This is a genomic window from Kitasatospora sp. NPDC057542 (genome assembly GCF_042801945.1).
GTDB lineage: Bacteria > Actinomycetota > Actinomycetes > Streptomycetales > Streptomycetaceae > Kitasatospora.
The window spans coordinates 18,076-35,005 of sequence record NZ_JBHVFE010000013.1 but is presented as its reverse complement, the minus strand read 5'-3'; the positions used below and the strand labels follow the sequence as shown (position 1 = coordinate 35,005).

Here is a 16,930-nt window from a genome sequence, read left to right as displayed (position 1 = left end):
GCGAGGCATCCCGCAGGCCACCGACCTGCGGGATGCGATCAGATCACCCGTCCGTTCACGGACCGGTTTCATTCCACCACGTTCGGATTCCTGGGCTCGTCCGACGCCCAGGTCCCCTCGTCCTCGACAAGATAGTCCGGCCGCTTGCCGTCCTTCTCCCGGTCCCTCTTGCGTCCTTGTGCTCCGCTCAGCGGGACACCGGACGTCATGCCGTTCGCGCTCGCGACGCCCGACTCACCCCTGAGCCGGTTTCGCGCTCCCAGCCCGGAGCCGCCTTCCGTGAATGCCTGCTTGCCCTGTGCTCCACCAGGCTTCGCCGCTTCTCCGGCAGCCCCTCCGGGTCGGGCCAGAGATCCCCCGGACTGCTTTCCGCCAGACACTCCGCGACCTCCGGCACCGATGCCCGGGTAGACCTCACCGGAGCCGCCGAGAGCCCGGCCACCACGCTGTCCAGAACCCTCGACCGGCGTCACACCAGCCGAGATCTCCTTACCTCCTGGGCCTGCCTTGCCCTGACCGACGATCGGCCCGATCGGGGAAATGGTCGTCGGGCCCGCAGCCCGAGGGGCCTCCGGCCCGCTGCCGCCCCCGAAGGGCCCGCCAGTGGGACCTCCGGTCGGCACGGGATCCAGTCCGGAGGTTTGGATCCCGGCAAGTGACGGACCCGGCACACTTCCAGTCGAAGGTGGCATTGGTCTGCCGTAGATACCTTCACCGGAACCGCGACTCGGGGAAACCAACGGCTTTGGTGGGGTTTGCGCCGTACCGCCCTTGATCCCCGAGTCGGTCGGAGCCGGCGCGCTCCTCGCCACGGACCGAGCCGTCATCGGCGGCTGGGAAGGCTTGTGCTGAGGAGGCGGGACGGTCGTCGCCCGTGTCGGTGATCCCGCCGCTCCCACCGAGGTGCCTGACACCATCGCCGCTGCCGCTGCCGCAGTCGGGTCGTCCTTCGATCCAGTGTCGGGAGACTCAATCTTTCCCGGGTTCTTCGGGTCGTACGGCGGCGGGGACTTCAGGGCCGGGGTGGCGATGCGGTAGTGCATGGCGAGGGTTTGCATGATGGCGGCCGCTTCGGCCTTCTTGCGGTCGGCGAGGGGGATGTGTTCGTCGTCGTCGCCGAAGAAGGCGTCGCCGACGGTGTCCTTGACCTTGTCCCAGTTGCCGGGTTCCTCGGGCATGTCGCGCTTGGCCTTGGCCATGGCCTCGGAGGTGTTGTGGAGGATGTTGGCCGCGTCGTTGGCATAGGCGGCGGCGTTGTTGATGCTGGCGGCCAGGGCGAGCATGCGGGTGTGGAAGGCGTCGCTGGTGGTGCCTTCCCAGGAGGTGGCGGCTTCGGTGCTGGCCTTGGTGAGGGTCAGGCGGATCTGCTTGAGGGTGTCGGCGGCCCTGCGCCAGGGGTCGCCGGCGGCCATCACCGCGCCGGGGTCGAGGGCCTGCGCCATCTTCCGGAGCTGGGCGTGGCTGTACTTGGTGAAGTCGGTGTAGACCACGGGCGGTCGGCCTCCGTTCGGGTCCGGGCGGGCGGCGGTCAGACGGTGGCGTTGCCGCGGTTGGAGGGGGTGTGGTTCTGCTGGGCCGCGGCCTGGCTGCTCGCGGAGGGGTGGGCGACGGACCAGCCGTCCTCGCCGAGCTTGAGTTTGGCGGCGGTGTGCTGGTCCTGCTCCTCGTAGTTGGTGGCGGTGAGGTCGGCCTTCTGCTGGGCCTCGTTCACGGCTTCCTGGAGCTGGTTGAGGACGTCGCGCAGCGCGTCCCGCATGGTGCCGTAGCGGCCGTGGATCTCGGTGGCCTCGGCGAAGGTCCCGAAGGCGTTCTTGCCGATGCCGCTGCGGCCGTACGCGTCGGTGCCGTCGGCGTGCTTCTGGAAGTCGGCGAGCAGCAGCCGTACTTGGCCGGCGAAGGTGCGGAGCTGTTCGACCTCGATGCGGTAGCCCTGTCCGGCTCCGCCGGTAGAACCGGTACCGGTGGTCCCTGATCCCATTTCGGCGCCTCCCCCGTGCGTCCGTCCCTGGCGGTCGGGGCCGGGCCCCGGTGTCTCATGTCTAACACACCGGGCCCGAATCCCGCCCGGGGCATGGTCAGTTCGCGGTCGTCCCGGTCCGCTGGGCGTCTGCGAGGGCGCGCCGGCAGAGGGAGTCCGCGTGCCTGGTGGTTTCGGGGAGGCGGTAGTGACGGGCGAGGTCGAGGGTGGTGCGGACGGCGGTGTCGAGGCCGGTCCGGTGTCCGACGGAGACGAAGACGGGCTTCACGCCGGCCCTGGTGCGTACGGCGCGGCCGACCTCCTCGCCGGTGGCGGGGTCGGTGAGCGGGGTCCAGGAGCCGCGTGCCGCGCCGGGTTCGTGGTGCTCGAAGGTGAAGGGGGTCTTGGCGACGCCGAGGGTGCGCAGCCCGGTGAGGACGCCGAGGTGGCTGGCGAGGCCGAGGCGGCGGGGGTGGGCGAGGCCGTAGCCGTCGCAGACGACGGTGTCGGGGGTGCGGGTGAGTGCGGCCAACGCGTCGAGGACGGCGGGGAGTTCGCGGAAGGCGAGCAGCCCGGGGACGTACGGGAAGGCGATCCGGCCGACGGCGGTGGCCTGTTCCACCACGTCCAGGGTGTCCCGGTCGAGCAGGACGGCCGCGGCGGCGACGAGGTCGCGGTTGTCGTCGTAGGCGACGTCCACGCCCGCGATCAACCGGCCGGGCCCCTCGTCGTCGCGCCCTTCGTCGTCGTGGGCCTGGACGAGCGGGCGCAGCCGCTCCTGTTCGGCGAGCGCCTCGGCCTCGGTGGTGGGCCAGTCGGCGGGGATGGGCATGGTCGGTTCCCCCGGGTGTGGTGGTGTGCGGTGGTGCGTGGTGTCGACATGGTTCCGGTTCACCGTACCGACCGGGCCGGACGACCCCGGGATGAGACCGTGCGCCCCCTGTGCCCCCGCGCCCGGCGTCTAGCCTGGACGTACCCGCTTCCCCCGCGGGGTAGGACCACCGGAACCGTCACCACTCCCGCCCGTTTCCCCCGACGTGCGAAGGACCTCTGCCATGCCGCGCCCCTCCGTCGCCCAGGCCTGCCTCGGCTCGTTCACCGTCGTCGCCACCACGGTGGCACTGCTGGCCGTCTCGGGCGCCTCGGGCGTGCTGGCGGTCTCGGTGCTGGTGGGGTTCGCACTGGCGCTCGGCACCGTGGTGACGCTGCTCTCGATGTCAGCCGCCGCGGCCGGGGCCGGAGCCGTGGAGGCGGGCCCCGCGGACCCGGCCGGGCCGGCCGGACCCGCTCCGGCCGCGGCCGGACACGCGTACGCCCGGCAGCGCTGATCCGCCGCCGGGCGCAGGCGCGTCCCGCGTCGCCGCTCAGACCTCCGTGGTGACGACCACGGTCTTCGCGGCCTTGTCGTGCAGGCACTGCCGGTAGGGCGTGTCGAAGACGCCGAAGAGTCCGTCGATGATCCACCAGAGCGCGGCGCAGCAGAGCACGGCCGGGACGATGAAGACCGCGGCGCGGGTCCAGGCGGCGGACTGGGTGGGCTTGTTCCCGTCGACGAGCATGGCGACGCGGATCTTCATCGCCTTCTTGCCGAGGGTCTGGCCGTCCCGGCTGAGCATCAGGGCCTCGTAGACGAAGTAGATGGTGCAGCCGAGCCAGAACGCCTCGGTGGAGCCGTTGCGCGCGCCGAGGTCGACGAAGGGCCCCACGATGATCACGGCGACGGCCTGCACCAGGACGTAGTCGATCAGCCGGGCGAGGATCCGCCTGGGCCAGGTGCCGATCGGCGGCATGCCGGGGACGGGGCCTGCGCCGGGGGTGCCGTACGCGCCGGGGCCGTAGCCGGGCGGCGGCTGGTCGTACGGAGGCCGGCCGTACGGGTTCCGGTAGGGGTCCTGACCGGGGGTCGGGCCGCCGCTCCCGCCGTAGGTGCCCTGGTAGGCGCCGGGGCCGCCGGACGTGTCGCTGGACGGGGTCGGGCCCGACGGCTCGCCTTCCGGCGTGCCGCCGCCCGGCTGCGGGGGCTGCTTGTCGAAGGAGGGCTTGCCGCCCCCCTCCGGCTGGGGGCCTGAGGGGTCGTGGGTGCTCATGCCCCCGAGTAGAACATCGCACATTCTGGATGTTCGGGACATTTTGTCCGTTTTGCACGGGCCCTGCGGGCCTCAGCCGCGCACCACCCGGGTACGGGCCGCGCGGTCCTGCCAGCCCCGCCGCGCCGTACGGTCGAACACCGGCCAGACCAGGCCGAGCAGCAGCACCGCACCCAGTTGCCGCACGGCCCACCGGAGCAGTGAACGGCCGAGGCTCAGCCGGGTCCGGGTGGCCGGGGCGGCGGCGTCCACCACGCGGATCCGGGCCAGCCGCTTGCCGAAGGTCTGGCCGGTGCGGGCGACCGGCAGCACCTCGTAGAGCAGGCTGACGAACAGCAGGATGCCGATCAGCACGGCGATCTTGCCCAGCACCACGTCGTCCACCAGCCAGACCTGGACCTGGCGCCGAGTGAGGGCGCTGGCCATCCGGGCCTGGTCGAGCTTCCGGTGGAGGTGGTCGGAGACCGAGCGGCCGAGCGGAATCCCGGCGGCGACCGCGACCACCAGCAGCACGGCGGTGTCCACCGTCCGCGCCGCCAGCCTACGGCCGAGACCGGCCGGCCTGGCGACCCGGGCGACCCGGGCGGTCCGGGCCGCCCGGGAGGGCGCGGGGGCGGGGCCGGCGGCGGACGGGCGGGGCTGGACGGCGGTCTCCCGGACCGTGCGCACGGCGGGCAGCGGGGCGGCGGGGCCGGAGGTGGTCACCGCGGCCGCAGCCGTGGGCTTCGAGGCGACCGTGACAGCGGCCGGGCCCGGGGCCGGGACGGACGCCGGGGCCGGAACCGCCTCCTCACCGACCACTGGCACCGGGCCCGAGGCCAGCACGGCCGGCACCGGCACCTCCCGCACCCCCACCCCCACGGCGGGAGCGCCGGCGGCGGCCAGTTCCACGGCAACCGCAGCACACTCGGGCTCCGCAAGCCCGTCCTCCGCTTCGGGCGCCTCCGGAAGCACCCCCCAGGAGACCCAACGCGGCGCGCCGCCCGTCTCCGTCAGGCCCCGCTGCGCCCGCGGATCGGCCTGCCACCCGGACTCCCCGGCGACCGGCACCGGGACCGGACCCGGCCCCGAAGCCAGGACCGGACCCGAAGCCGGAAGCGGGCCCGCCTCGGGCACCGCGCCGACCGCCACCGGACCGTCCGCCGCCCCGGGCAGCCCGGCGCCGGCGAAGCCCGACGACATTCCCGACGGCACCCCCGACGAAGCCCCCGGTCCGTCGACCGTCCGGAACACCGGCCCGCCGATCACCTCCGCCACCCGCGGCCCGAGCACGAAGGACGCCCCGCCCGAGGTCTGGTCGAAGTACACCGGCCCGGTGTCACCCCCACCCGCCGGCAGCCCGACCTGCACGTCCGCCATCGCCCCCGAGGCCACCGATTCCAGGGCCACCAGCCCCGGGGCCACCGCCTCCGCGGCCGCCATCCCGGGCGCCGCTGCCGCCGCCCCCTCCGGCAGCACCTCCCCCAGCAGCGCCGCCTCCGGCACCACCGGCGGCGGCACCACCCGTGCCGCTCCGTCCGGGGCGGACCGCCGGGTCGCGTACCGGGGCGGTGCCAGCAGCTCGCCCTCGGCGGGCGCGGGCCGGCTGGTGCCGGGCACCCAGGCCGAGCCGCCCCAGTACCGGACGAAGCCGGGAACGGAGGGGTCGGGGTAGTAGCCGGGCTCGGGTGCGACGGCCGGGTCGCCGTCGGCGGCGAAGGGGCGGTCCGTCATGGGGTCTTCTTTCCTGGCAGGTCCTGACGAGGTCGGTGCGGGCCGACCGGGCCCGACCACCGCAGACGCGTCCGCCCGCGCGCACGACCAGGCGCGCCCGGCACTCGGCGCGCGGGGGCACCACCGATGGGCGGACAGTCGCCGGGTAGTCACAAAGGGTAGTGCCTCACCGGAGCCGCGGCGGAAAGTTCGCGATTCCCCGGACGCCGAAGGGTCGTCCGAGGTAAGGAACGCAGCGCACGACGATTGCCGGCGCGCCGCGCCGCCCTCCGTTCACCACCCCTCACCGAACTTCCCGAAGAAATCCCGGAAACGTGTGTAAGAGCCGGTGCGGACCGCCCTCTCAAAAGTCACAGGGCCCGGAACCGGGCACCGCCCGAAGGCAGAGAGGAAGACGATCATGGAGCGTCCCGTCAGCGTCGTCGAGCACGAGCTGGAGCTCAACCTGGTGCTCTCGCCGGAGCAGAGCATCCCCGTCCCGGCCCGGCTGTCCTACGGCAGCCACGACCCGTACGCGGTCTACATCACCTTCCACCTGGACACCGGCTCCCCCGTGACCTGGGTGTTCGCCCGCGAGCTGCTGGTCGAGGGCACCTTCCGCCCGTGCGGCCAGGGCGACGTGCGGATCTGGCCGACCCGTTCGGGCCGGCGCAGCGTGCTCTGCCTGGCGCTGAGCTCGCCCGCCGGGGACGCGCTGCTGGAGGCCCCGCTGCCGGCGGTCGCGGCCTGGCTGGAGCGGGCGCACCGGCTGGTCCCGCCGGGCAGCGAGCTGGCCGCGCTGGACATGGACGGCTCGCTCGCCGAGCTGCTCGCGTAGGCGTGCGCCGCAGCGTGTACCGGCACGTACAGCAGCACGGGCACGACCGCCCGCGGGAACACGGGGACGATCAGCGGGCTCGGGGGCAGGAGCAGGAGCGGGAAGACAGGAGCGGCACCCCCGCCGGCTCAGCGGGCCGCGGGGGCCTGCTGACGACCGCGGGTGGCGTCCGGGCCGCCCGCGTCCCGCTGTCCGGGCAGCCGGACCAGCGGCGCGCCGGCCGAACGCCGTCGGGCCCTTATCCGGACGGCGGCCGCGATCAGGAAGCAGAGTCCGACCCACGGATAGACCGAGGTCGGCAGCTGGCGCCACGGTGACATGTCGAGGACGGCCAGGCCGACCGGCTTCGCGGCCCACATCGCGAAGGAGAGGAAGGCGACCAGCGTGGCCCAGAAGACGGCCCGCCAACGCAGCCGGCGGACACCGGCCGGGCGGGCGCGCTCGACCGAGGCCTCGGCGGCGAGCAGGACGAGCATCGGCACGCACCAGACCCAGTGGTGGGTCCAGCTGATCGGGGAGATCAGTACGGCGGTGACGGCCGCGCAGCAGACGCCCCAGGCCTCGGCCCGGGGCAGCCAGCGGCCGCTGCGCACGGCCCAGGCGGAGACGGCGAGGCCGGCCAGCGCGATCAGGCCTGCCCCGACGGTGGCGACGGTGCCGGGGTCGGTGGTGTGCAGCAGTCGGGCGAAGGCGCCGCGCATCGACTGGTTGTCGACGATCCAGGTCTTGCCGACCCGGGAGGAGTCGTAGAGGTACTTGGTCCAGAAGCCCCAGGTGGCGTCGGGCAGGACCAGGGCGCCGAGCAGGAAGGTGCCGAGGAAGGTGAGGCCCGCCACGAAGGCGGCCCGGACCCGGCCGGTGATCAGCAGGTAGACCGCGAACAGGCCGGGGGTGAGCTTGATGCCGGCGGCGATGCCGATCGCCACGCCCTTGCTCCGCCGGCTGTCCGGACGGGTGAGGTCCCACAGGATCAGGCAGGCCAGCGCGAGGTTGATCTGGCCGTAGCGGAGCGTGGTGAAGACCGGTTCGAGCCAGACCCCGAGGCCGGTCACCAGGACGACGCCGATCGGCCGCAGCTCGCGGCGCGGCCAGCCGACCAGCTTGAAGGACAGGTGGGTCAGCAGGGCGAGCAGCCCGATGTTGCCGAGAGTGATCGCCACCCGGAGGAAGGGGACCGGGAACCAGGTGGTCGGGACGAACAGCATCGCCGCGAACGGCGGGTAGGTCGCGGGCAGGTTCCACTCGGTGACGCGCAGCGCGTACAGGTCGGTGCCGTTGGCCACGGCGGCGCCCTCGGCCCGGTAGACGATCATGTCCACCATCGAGGTGTGGACGAAGTGGCGGACCACCGCGTACACCAGCAGCGACAGCAGCGCCACGGCGGAGGCGGCCAGCAGCGGGCGGCGGGGGGCCTCGCGCAGCGCCCGGACGGGGGCGCCGAGGGCCCGGCGCAGCCGGTCCGACAGGGGGGCGGGCGAGGGGTCGGGTGCGGTCCGCACCGGGCTGCGCTCGTCTTGCACCGCTGTCACTGTCCACTCCGTCCACGGCTGGGCCAACCAGCGACGATACCGGATGCCGCCCGGGCGGGACCGGACACGACCAACTACCCAGCGTGACAGATCGGCCCTGACCGGCCCTTCCGCCGGGCGGCCGTGTCGTCCACCACCCCCGGTCCGCCGTCACTTCTGGAACAGCGCGCCCATGGTCCGCCGTCGGCCGCCCCGCGCGGGCTCCGCCTCCTGCGGCCGGGTGCGCAGCCGCAGCCGGGTCTCGGCGCCGCCGAGCACCGCGGAGCGGCCGAGCGCGACGTCGCCGCCGGTGGACTCGGCGAGCTTGCGGACGATGTCCAGGCCGAGACCGGTGGAACCCTCCCCGCCGTGCCCCTCGCCGCGCTTGAGGGCGGCGGCCGGGTCGCTGTACCCCGGTCCGGCGTCCCCGACCAGCACGATCACCGAGCAGTCGGTGGCCAGCACGTCCACCGAGAAGGCGGTGCCGACCGCGGTGTGCCGGAAGACGTTGCCGAGCAGCGCGTCGACGGCGGCCGCCAGGTCCCCGCGCTGGACGGGCACCGGCGAGGCCCGCTCGGCGCCGGCCAGCTGCCAGCGGCGCCCCTCGTCCTCGGCCAGCGCCGACCAGAAGGCGACCCGCTCCCGGATCACCTCGGCCGCGTCGCAGCCGACGGCGACGGCGGGCGCGTCCTCGGGGGCGCGGCGGGCCGAGCGGATGATCTGGTCGACCTCGCGCTCCAGCTGGGCGACCGCGTGCCGGGTGGCGTCGGCCGCGTCGCCCTCGCCGAGCGAGGCGGCGTTGAGCCGCAGCACGGTCAGCGGGGTGCGCAGCCGGTGCGACAGGTCGGCGGCCAGTTCCCGTTCGGCGGCGAGGAGTTGGACCACCCGGTCGGCCATGGTGTTGAACGCGTAACCGGCCTCGCGCAGCTCCTCGGGGCTGCCCTCGACCTGCTTGCCCTCCACCGGGACCCGCACCGAGAGGTTCCCGGCGCCGAGCGAGCGGGCGGCGGCGGCCAGCTTCCGCGCGGAGGCGACGATGCGGCTGCCCATCCGGTCGGCGACCAGCACCGAGATGGCGACCAGGCCGAGCGCCACGGCGGAGAGCACCTGCCAGGCCGTGGCGACGCCCCGGGTGAGGTCGCTCTCGGCCACGAACACCTCGACCACCGCGGTCCGCCCGGTGTCCACCGCGACCGGCTGGAGCAGGGCGTACCCGCCGGCCACCTTCACGGTGAACGAACGGCCCTGCCCGCCGGCCGTGGCCACGTCGGCCGCGGTGGCGCGTCCCTCCCCCAGCGTCGGCCCCCCGGGCTCGCCGGTCCCGGCGGCCGCGGCCGTCCCGGGGCCGTTCCCGCCGCCATCGGCCGCGTCGCCGCCGCCCGCCCCGGCCGCACCCGCTCCGGCGGGCTGCCCGGCCGCCGGAAGGTGCACCGCCATCCGCCCCTGCCCGCCGGCGTCCGTACTGGCCAGGGCCCGGTTGATCGCGTCCTCGTCGGTGGTGATCGCCAGGGCCGGCCCGAGCGCCGCGGCCTGCCGCTCGGCGGCGGTGAACGCCCGGTCCCGCGCGGTCTGCTGGACCATCATCCCGAGCGGGATCAGGAAGGCCAGCGCGACCATGGTGGTCCCGGCCACGGCGGCCTTGATCAGGGCCCAGCGCAGCGAGCGCCCGAACCGCCTCATGTCCGGTGCTCCGCCAGGCCTCCGGCGGCTTCCAGCCGGACCCCGACGCCCCGGACGGTGTGCAGGTAGCGGGGGTTGGAGGCGGTCTCGCCGAGCTTGCGGCGCAGCCAGGAGAGGTGGACGTCGATGGTCTGGTCGCCGCCGTAGGTCTGCTGCCAGACCTCGGCGAGGATCTCCTTGCGGGGCACCACCACGCCGGGGCGGGCCGCCAGGAAGGCCAGCAGGTCGAACTCACGGCGGGTCAGGTCGAGCGGCCGCCCGTCCAGCGCGGCCTCCCGCCGCTGGAGGTCGATCGCGAGTCCGCCGACCCGCAGCACCTGGGCGACGGGCGCCGCGCCGTTGCCGAACCGGCGCAGCACGGCGGTCATCCGGGCGCTGAGGTGCTCTCCGGAGAAAGGTTTCACCAGGTAGTCGTCAGCGCCGTCGTTGAGCAGCCGGATGATCTCGGCCTCGTCGTCCCGGGCGGTGGAGATGATCACCGGCACGTCGGTCAGGCCCCGGATCATCTTGAGCGCCTCGCTGCCGTCCAGGTCGGGCAGGCCCAGGTCGAGGATCACCAGGTCGCAGCCGACCTGGGCGACCTCCCGCAGCGCCTCCAGAGCCGTGCCCACACTGCGCACCGCGTGACCGGTGTCGGTCAGGTGGCGGATGAGGGCGGAACGCACGAAGGGGTCGTCCTCGACCACGAGCACTGTTGCCATGGGCCTGCACGGTACGCCATCGCCGGTCAGTGGTCTGTACCTCGGGGGTGGGTCCGGACATTGTGCAACTGCCCTGCTGAATACCGGGGGTGCCGGTCTCCGTCCGTTTGGAAATACGGCAGGATGTGCGGACGATGCGGAACGGACTGGTACAGCTCGGCGCCTGGGCGGCGGCCACCGGGGCGGCGGTGGCGCTGTCCTGGCTCGGCGTGCACGCGGTGCTGACCGGCGCCGCGTTCGAGCAGCCCACGGCGCTGCCGCTGCCGTCCCCGAAGGCCGACGGCACGCCGCACTCCGCGCCCGCCGCCCCCGACCAGGCGCGCTCCGCCGCACAGTCCCCGATCCCCTCCCCGCCGGCCGCCCCGACCACCGCCCCGCACGGCCCGGCGCCCGTCACCACCGCCGCGCCGCCCACCCGCCGGCCCGCCCCCACCGCCACCGCGACGTCCACGGTGAGGAGTTACCCGATCCCGGGCGGCAAGGTCGCGCTGGACCTGAAGCCGGACCGGGCCACCCTGGTCTCCGCCACCCCGGACCCGGGCTGGCAGATGCAGGTGTGGACCGACGGCCAGTGGCTGCGGGTCGACTTCACCCGGGGCGACGAGGCCAACTCGGTCTTCGCCTCCTGGAACGGCCACCCGCCGATCGTGGAGACGGCGATCCGTTAGCGGGCCGTCCCGCCCCCAGGCGATCCGTCAGAGGCCGTCGCACGGGACGTATCCCGGCAGGTACGGCCCCACGTACCCCGCCCGGTCCACCAGCGTGTGCCGGGTCCCGCCCGGCACCCCGATGGTGGCCAGCACCACCGCGCCGTAGTCGTCCCGCACCTCGTGCGGCTCGGCCAGCGACAGCGCGCCCCGGTCCACCGCGTAGTCGTAGGCGTAGTAGGCGTCCGGCACGCTCACCGCGAGGTCCAGCACCCCGTCCCCGTACCGGTCCAGGTACGCGGCCAGTTCCCGGCCGCGCGGGCCGGTGGTCCGCACCGGGGAGGTGAGCACGATCCGCGTCCCCGGCGCGGCGAGCACGTACGAGAGCGTCTCCGGCTCACCGGTCTCCGGCCCGGCGTACGCGGTGCAGCGCAGCCCGAGCGCGGCGCAGTAGCGGCGGGCCGCCCGCTCGGCGTCGGCGACCGCGAAGACCACCGCGTCGGCGCGGCCCATCGGCAGCGGCCCCGCCTCCGCCGGGTCCGGTACGAGGCCTGCCCCGAACAGGGTGACTTCGGCGGCGGTGTCGGTCATGACTGCCCTCCCGGTAGGCGTACGGACCATCGTGGCCGCCCCCGGGCACCCGGGACGGGGCCCTGCGCACGGGGGTGTGGCTGGAGGGTGGCGCCGGGCCGACCTGCGCGCAACTGTTCCGTTTCCTCCTGGTCAAGCTGTGCCCCGGAGCGGAAGAATCGGCCGCGCCGCTGTACAGAATGCCCACCACAGGACGGTGCCGCGATGCCCCCCGCCCACGTTCCGAGCTCCCCCGGCTCGCCCAACTCCGCCACCCCGCAAGGCGCTTCCACCTCCCCGGCGGGCAGCACCAACGACGCCATCGACGCCCTCGACGGCCGGCTGATCCGGCTGCTCGCCGAGGAGCCCCGGATCGGGGTGCTGGAGTGCTCGCGCCGGCTGCAGGTCGCCCGGGGCACCGTGCAGGCCCGGCTGGACCGGCTCCAGGCCAAGGGTGTGATCGGCGGCTTCGGCCCGGAGGTGGACCCGGCGGCGATCGGTTACCCGGTGACGGCCTTCGCCACCCTGGAGATCTCCCAGGGCCAGGGCGCGGACGTACGGGCGCACCTGGCGAGCGTGCCGGAGGTGCTGGAGCTGCACACCATCACCGGGATCGGGGACATGCTGGTGCGGATCGTGGCCCGGTCCAACGCCGATCTGCAGCGGGTGATCGACCGGGTGCTGGGCTTCGACGGGATCGTCCGCTCGTCCACCGCGATCGTGCTGGAGAACCCGGTGCCGTACCGGATCCTGCCGCTGGTGGACCAGGCCGCCGCCGAGTAGCAGGATCCGGGCGGCCGGCAAGACCCTGCCGGCCCTGATGACCGCCGGGGAGCGCCGGGCCCACCTGGCCCGCTACCCGATGGTGCCGTTCACCCCGTACGCCCTGCGGGACCCGGCACGCCTGCCGCTGCTGCCGCGCCAGGGCCCGCGGCGGGCCGTCCCGATCACCCGGTTCCCGGGGGCACCTCCCGGCCGAAGGCCGGGGGAGAGTACGCGCTCGGCACGGCGGGGGCGGCGGTGCCGATCGTCGAGGGCAACGGCATCGGCGCGATCTCGGTCTCCCTGCCGATGGCCCAGGCCCACCGGCCGGCCGGGATCGCCGCCCAGCTGCGCACCCGGACGGGCGACGACTTCGCCGCGGCGGCCTTCGGGATCCGACCCCGCCGGCCGGGCCGACTTCGTGCGGGGGGAGGCCCGGTCAGCAGGAGGGAACGCTGCCGCCGCTGTTGAGCGCCTGGAGGGCGGAGACCGCCTCGCTCAGGGTGCCGACCGGCACCAGCTGCAGCGACTTCGGGGTGTTCACCCTGGCGTCCGTGCACTCGTCCTTGGGCAGCAGGAACACCGTCGCACCGTCCCGGGCGGCCGCCTGCGTCTTCAGGGGGACGCCGCCGACCGGGCCGACGGTGCCGTCCGGGTCGATGGTGCCGGTGCCGGCGACGGTGCGCCCACCGGTGAGGTCGCCGCCCTTGCCGTCGCCGGCCAGCTTGTCGACGATGCCCAGCGCCAGCATCTGGCCGGCGCTCGGGCCGCCGACCGCGCCCAGGTCGATCTTGACCTTCACCTGGTCCGGCGACAGGTGGAGGTAGTTCAGCGCGGCCGCGGTGGCGGCGTCCTGCGACTCGGCCATCTGCAGGGCGGTCGCCTCGTCGGCCTTCACCGGGTTGCTCTCCGGGTAGACCGTCTCGGTCGGGCGCACCGCCTCCTTCGGGTCGAACCACGCCTGCATCGAGCGCCAGAAGGAGTTCTTCTGCCCCGCGTTGGTCGCCGTGATGGTGACCATCCGCAGCTCGCCCTCGGTGGTACGCAGCGGCGCCCCGGTGATGGTGATCACCGGCCTGTCCTCGAACGTGCCCAGGGTGTCCGCGGTCAGGCCCGGCCAGGTGATGGTGTACGGCAGCGGGACGAAGGCGGCCACGCCGAACAGCGCGGCGACCAGCGCGCCGCACAGCGTGAGCGCGCGGGTCCGCGGGGAGGTGAGGGCCTTGGGGAGCTTGGTGTCGGACACAAGGGGAATCCAAACACACCCGACACCGTGCGCGGGCGCTACCTCAGGGCGTCGGCCACCTCGGTCGCCGCCTCCACCACGCGGGGGCCGACCCGCTCGGGCACCATGCCGTTCAGCATCACCACGCCGACACTGCCCTCGATGCCGCTCAGTCCGACCAGCGCGGCGGCCGCCCCACTCGCTCCGGACTGCTCCTCCGCGCGGGTGATGACGAAGCCCTGCTCGGGCCGGCGCTGGCTGGGGAAGGTGCGCGCCTCCAGGATCGCCCGGCCGGCCGCGCTCTCGGTGAGCGGGTGGCGCAGGCCGGTCCGGTAGGCGACGTGGAAGTCCGTCCAGCTGGGCTCGACCACGGCGACGGCCAGCGCCTCGTTGCCGTCTACCAGGGTCAGGTGGGCGGTGGCGCCGAGGTCCTCGGCGAGGCTGCGCAGGGCCGGCAGCGCGGCCTCGCGCAGCAGCGGGTGCACCCGGTGCGCCAGCCGCAGCACGCCGAGGCCCACCCGGGCGCGTCCGCCGATGTCCCGGCGGACCAGGCCGTGCTGCTCCAGGGTGGCCAGCAGCCGGTAGACCACGGTCCGGTTGACGGCCAGCCGGGCGGCCAGCTCGGTCACGGTGAGCCCCCGCTCGGAGTCGGCGAGGAGCTTGAGGACCCGGACGCCGCGGTCCAGGGTCTGGGAGGTCTCGGCAGTCACGACGGGCAATCCTTTCCGCGGCGCTCGCGGCGGGCGGCGCCGTTCCAAGGCCGGTGTCGCGCGCAGGTGGGGGTGGCCGCGCTCGGGCCGCACTGCGTCGCCCTTGACGCGCACGGCCCTGCGGCGCCGTCCCGCGGGGGTTACCCGGCGGAAGAGCGTGGGGGAAAGCTAGTGAAGGAAATGACGCGACGGAAGTGGTTGTCCAAAATTCGGGCGTGATCGGCTTCAACGCCGCCTCGGATTCCGGACAAACCCCCGCGATCCACCGGGTGCGTCAGGGTGCGGGCGCGCCCTCGGTCCGATGTCCGGACGCGCCGGAGCGGACGGGGCGTCCGGACACGACCGGGGGCGCGCCGTCCGCCGGAGCGTCCCTTCGCCGCCTTCCGGCTCCGCCGGGCGCCCCTTCGCCCGCTTCCGGCTCCGCTACTTGGCCCACTCCCGGATCTTCGCGATCCGCGCCTTGAGCTGGTTCGCGGTGGCCTGCGCGGTGAGCGGCCCGCCGCACTGGCGGCGCAGCTCGTTGTGGATGGTGCCGTGCGGCTGGCTGGTGCGGTGGTGCCAGGCGGCCACCAGCGCGTTCAGCTCCTTGCGCAGCTCCCGCAGCTCCTGGTGGGTGACCACCGGCCGCTGTTCGGCCGGCAGCTCCAGCAGGTCGGCCTCCTCGGCGGGCTTGGTCTTGCTGCGCTGGATCTGCCGGTGCTGGCGCTTCTGGAGCAGCATCTGCACCTGGTCCGGCTCCAGCAGGCCCGGGATGCCGAGGTAGTCCTCCTCCTCCTCGCTCCCCGGGTGGGCCTGCATGCCGAACTCCATGGCGTTGTACAGCACCCGGTCGAAGACCGCGTCGGAGCCCAGCGCCTCGTAGGAGAACTCCTCGCCGCCCGCGCCGTCCGGCCCGTCGTTGGCGCGCTCGGCCTCGGCGAGCAGCCGGTCCTCCTCGTCGAAGAGGCCCTCGCCCTCCTTCTTCGGCCGGTCCAGCACGTGGTCGCGCTGGAGCTCCATCTCGTTGGCGAAGCCCAGCAGCAGCGGGATGGTCGGCAGGAACACCGAGGCGGTCTCGCCGCGCTTGCGGGCACGCACGAAGCGGCCGACGGCCTGGGCGAAGAACAGCGGGGTGGAGATCGAGGTCGCGTACACCCCGACGCAGAGACGGGGCACGTCGACGCCCTCGGACACCATGCGGACCGCGACCATCCAGCGCGAGGTCCCCTCCGCGTAGTCGGAGATCCGCTTGGACGCCTCGGCCTCGTCCGAGAGCACCAGGGTGACCTTCTCGCCGCTGATCTCGCGCAGCATCTTGGCGTACGCGCGGGCCACGTTCTGGTCGGTGGCGATGACCAGGCCCCCGGCGTCCGGGATCGCCTTGCGGACCTCGGTGAGGCGCCGGTCGGCGGCCTGGAGCACGGCCGGGATCCACTCGCCCTGCGGGGACAGCGCGGTGCGCCAGGCCTGGGCGATCAGGTCCTTGGTCATCGGCTCGCCGAGCCGGGCCTCCAGCTCGTCGCCGGACTTGGTGCGCCAGCGCATGTTGCCGCTGTAGCTGAGGAAGATCACCGGGCGGACGACGTGGTCGGCCAGCGCGTGCCCGTACCCGTAGGTGTAGTCGGCGACGGACTTGCGGATGCCGTCGCCGCCCGCCTCGTAGGCCACGAACGGGATCGGGTTGGTGTCCGAGCGGAACGGCGTCCCGGTCAGCGCCAGCCGGCGGGTGGCCGGCTCGAAGGCCTCGAAGCAGGCCTCGCCCCAGGACTTGGAGTCACCGGCGTGGTGGATCTCGTCCATGATCACGAGGGTCTTGCGGGCCTCGGTCCGGTTGCGGTGCAGCATCGGGTTGACCCCGACGCCCGCGTAGGTGACCACGATGCCGTGGTAGTCCCGGGACAGCGGCCCGGAGGAGTACGCCGGGTCCAGCCGGATGCCTATCCGCGCGGCGGCCTCGGCCCACTGCTTCTTCAGGTGCTCGGTCGGCGCGACCACGGTCACCTGCTGCACCAGGTGGTTGTGCAGCAGGTACGAGGCCAGGGTGAGCGCGAAGGTGGTCTTGCCTGCGCCCGGGGTGGCGACCGCGAGGAAGTCGCGCGGCTGCGTCTCGATGTACTTGTCCAGCGCACCCTGCTGCCAGGCCCGCAGCTTGCCCGCGGTGCCCCAGGGGGCGCGGCCGGGGAAGGCCGGGGAGAGGTGGTGCGAGCCGGCGGGCGCGGCGTGGCCGACGGACCGGACGGGCGCCTGCGGCTCCGATACGTCGGAGAACAGCGGCATCGAGGAGGCGGCGGCAGTACTCACGGTCTCCGAGGGGGATCATCGCAGGTCAGAGGCGGTTTTTCGGCCTCGCCCCGCGGTCGGGCGGCGATCGGGCAACCCGCCCAGCGTACCGGCCCGGCGCCGCTCGGACCTCCAGGCGAGGCTCCGAGCCGGGCCCGCACGGCCGGAAATCGATGTGACCCGGATCACGTCGAATACCTCGTGGAACCGGGTAATCACCGCGGGCCCCGGGACTCTCACCAGGGTGAGGCCGCACCAACCCCCACCTGCCCTAGCGCGGCCTCGCACCGAACC

General features: G+C 74.1%; 17 protein-coding genes. 5 read left to right on the top strand and 12 right to left on the bottom strand.

Annotated features, from left to right (window positions below):
• Positions 1-68: 68 nt before the first annotated feature.
• The 3 genes from ACFU7Y_RS03700 to ACFU7Y_RS03690 all read right to left on the bottom strand — a co-directional run bounded on the left by ACFU7Y_RS03700 (position 69) and on the right by ACFU7Y_RS03690 (position 2,789).
• Complete coding sequence (locus ACFU7Y_RS03700) at positions 69-1,490, bottom strand: hypothetical protein (RefSeq protein WP_380766373.1); 1,422 nt, start codon at positions 1,488-1,490, stop codon at positions 69-71.
• 38 nt (positions 1,491-1,528) lie between these two features.
• The gene (locus tag ACFU7Y_RS03695; RefSeq protein WP_380766372.1) at positions 1,529-1,978 is read right to left on the bottom strand and encodes a hypothetical protein; all 450 of its coding nucleotides are present in this window, start codon (positions 1,976-1,978) and stop codon (positions 1,529-1,531) included.
• Positions 1,979-2,075: 97 nt separating this feature from the next.
• The gene (locus tag ACFU7Y_RS03690) at positions 2,076-2,789 is read right to left on the bottom strand and encodes an endonuclease V (protein ID WP_380766371.1); all 714 of its coding nucleotides are present in this window, start codon (positions 2,787-2,789) and stop codon (positions 2,076-2,078) included.
• Positions 2,790-3,012: 223 nt separating this feature from the next.
• On the opposite strand from ACFU7Y_RS03690, the gene ACFU7Y_RS03685 reads away from it, so the two are divergent.
• Entirely contained in the window at positions 3,013-3,285 is a 273-nt protein-coding gene (locus ACFU7Y_RS03685; RefSeq protein WP_380766370.1) for a hypothetical protein, read from the top strand.
• A gap of 36 nt (positions 3,286-3,321) precedes the next feature.
• On the opposite strand, the gene ACFU7Y_RS03680 is transcribed toward ACFU7Y_RS03685, so the two are convergent.
• Positions 3,322-4,044 (bottom strand): RDD family protein, encoded by a 723-nt coding sequence (locus ACFU7Y_RS03680; protein WP_224283127.1) that lies wholly within the window; start codon positions 4,042-4,044, stop codon positions 3,322-3,324.
• 72 nt (positions 4,045-4,116) lie between these two features.
• Positions 4,117-5,757 carry an RDD family protein gene (locus ACFU7Y_RS03675; RefSeq protein WP_380766369.1) on the bottom strand — a complete coding sequence of 547 codons (1,641 nt, stop codon included), beginning with the start codon at positions 5,755-5,757 and terminating at the stop codon, positions 4,117-4,119.
• A gap of 400 nt (positions 5,758-6,157) precedes the next feature.
• On the opposite strand from ACFU7Y_RS03675, the gene ACFU7Y_RS03670 reads away from it, so the two are divergent.
• Positions 6,158-6,574, top strand: a complete 417-nt coding sequence (locus tag ACFU7Y_RS03670) for an SsgA family sporulation/cell division regulator (RefSeq protein WP_224285073.1) — start codon at positions 6,158-6,160, stop codon at positions 6,572-6,574.
• Positions 6,575-6,702: 128 nt separating this feature from the next.
• Here the strand turns inward: ACFU7Y_RS03670 and ACFU7Y_RS03665 are convergent, their stop codons facing one another.
• The 3 genes from ACFU7Y_RS03665 to ACFU7Y_RS03655 form a co-directional block, all read right to left on the bottom strand.
• The gene (locus tag ACFU7Y_RS03665) at positions 6,703-8,103 is read right to left on the bottom strand and encodes a glycosyltransferase 87 family protein (protein ID WP_380766368.1); all 1,401 of its coding nucleotides are present in this window, start codon (positions 8,101-8,103) and stop codon (positions 6,703-6,705) included.
• A gap of 150 nt (positions 8,104-8,253) precedes the next feature.
• Complete coding sequence (locus ACFU7Y_RS03660) at positions 8,254-9,762, bottom strand: sensor histidine kinase (RefSeq protein WP_380766367.1); 1,509 nt, start codon at positions 9,760-9,762, stop codon at positions 8,254-8,256.
• Complete coding sequence (locus tag ACFU7Y_RS03655) at positions 9,759-10,463, bottom strand: response regulator transcription factor (protein WP_224285531.1); 705 nt, start codon at positions 10,461-10,463, stop codon at positions 9,759-9,761. The genes ACFU7Y_RS03660 and ACFU7Y_RS03655 overlap by 4 nt, the downstream gene beginning before the upstream one ends.
• 134 nt (positions 10,464-10,597) lie before the next feature.
• On the opposite strand from ACFU7Y_RS03655, the gene ACFU7Y_RS03650 reads away from it, so the two are divergent.
• A complete protein-coding gene (locus tag ACFU7Y_RS03650; RefSeq protein ID WP_380766366.1) occupies positions 10,598-11,131 on the top strand; it encodes a hypothetical protein in 534 nt (177 codons plus the stop codon).
• Positions 11,132-11,158: 27 nt separating this feature from the next.
• Here ACFU7Y_RS03650 and ACFU7Y_RS03645 read toward each other — a convergent pair whose 3' ends face one another.
• Positions 11,159-11,701: a VOC family protein gene (locus tag ACFU7Y_RS03645; protein ID WP_224282880.1), complete on the bottom strand. Its 543-nt coding sequence runs from the start codon at positions 11,699-11,701 to the stop codon at positions 11,159-11,161.
• Between the two features lie 204 nt (positions 11,702-11,905).
• Here ACFU7Y_RS03645 and ACFU7Y_RS03640 point away from each other — a divergent pair, with 204 nt between their 5' ends.
• A complete protein-coding gene (locus tag ACFU7Y_RS03640) occupies positions 11,906-12,463 on the top strand; it encodes an Lrp/AsnC family transcriptional regulator (protein WP_224282879.1) in 558 nt (185 codons plus the stop codon).
• Between the two features lie 237 nt (positions 12,464-12,700).
• A complete protein-coding gene (locus ACFU7Y_RS03635; RefSeq protein ID WP_380766365.1) occupies positions 12,701-12,913 on the top strand; it encodes a hypothetical protein in 213 nt (70 codons plus the stop codon).
• On the opposite strand, the gene ACFU7Y_RS03630 is transcribed toward ACFU7Y_RS03635, so the two are convergent.
• The 3 genes from ACFU7Y_RS03630 to ACFU7Y_RS03620 form a co-directional block, all read right to left on the bottom strand.
• The gene (locus ACFU7Y_RS03630; protein ID WP_224282878.1) at positions 12,882-13,688 is read right to left on the bottom strand and encodes a S16 family serine protease; all 807 of its coding nucleotides are present in this window, start codon (positions 13,686-13,688) and stop codon (positions 12,882-12,884) included. The two genes, ACFU7Y_RS03635 and ACFU7Y_RS03630, sit on opposite strands and share 32 nt — an antisense overlap.
• A 38-nt stretch (positions 13,689-13,726) precedes the next feature.
• Complete coding sequence (locus ACFU7Y_RS03625; protein ID WP_049654777.1) at positions 13,727-14,377, bottom strand: IclR family transcriptional regulator; 651 nt, start codon at positions 14,375-14,377, stop codon at positions 13,727-13,729.
• 423 nt (positions 14,378-14,800) lie between these two features.
• Positions 14,801-16,633 (bottom strand): DEAD/DEAH box helicase, encoded by a 1,833-nt coding sequence (locus ACFU7Y_RS03620; protein WP_224282881.1) that lies wholly within the window; start codon positions 16,631-16,633, stop codon positions 14,801-14,803.
• Positions 16,634-16,930 lie beyond the last annotated feature (297 nt).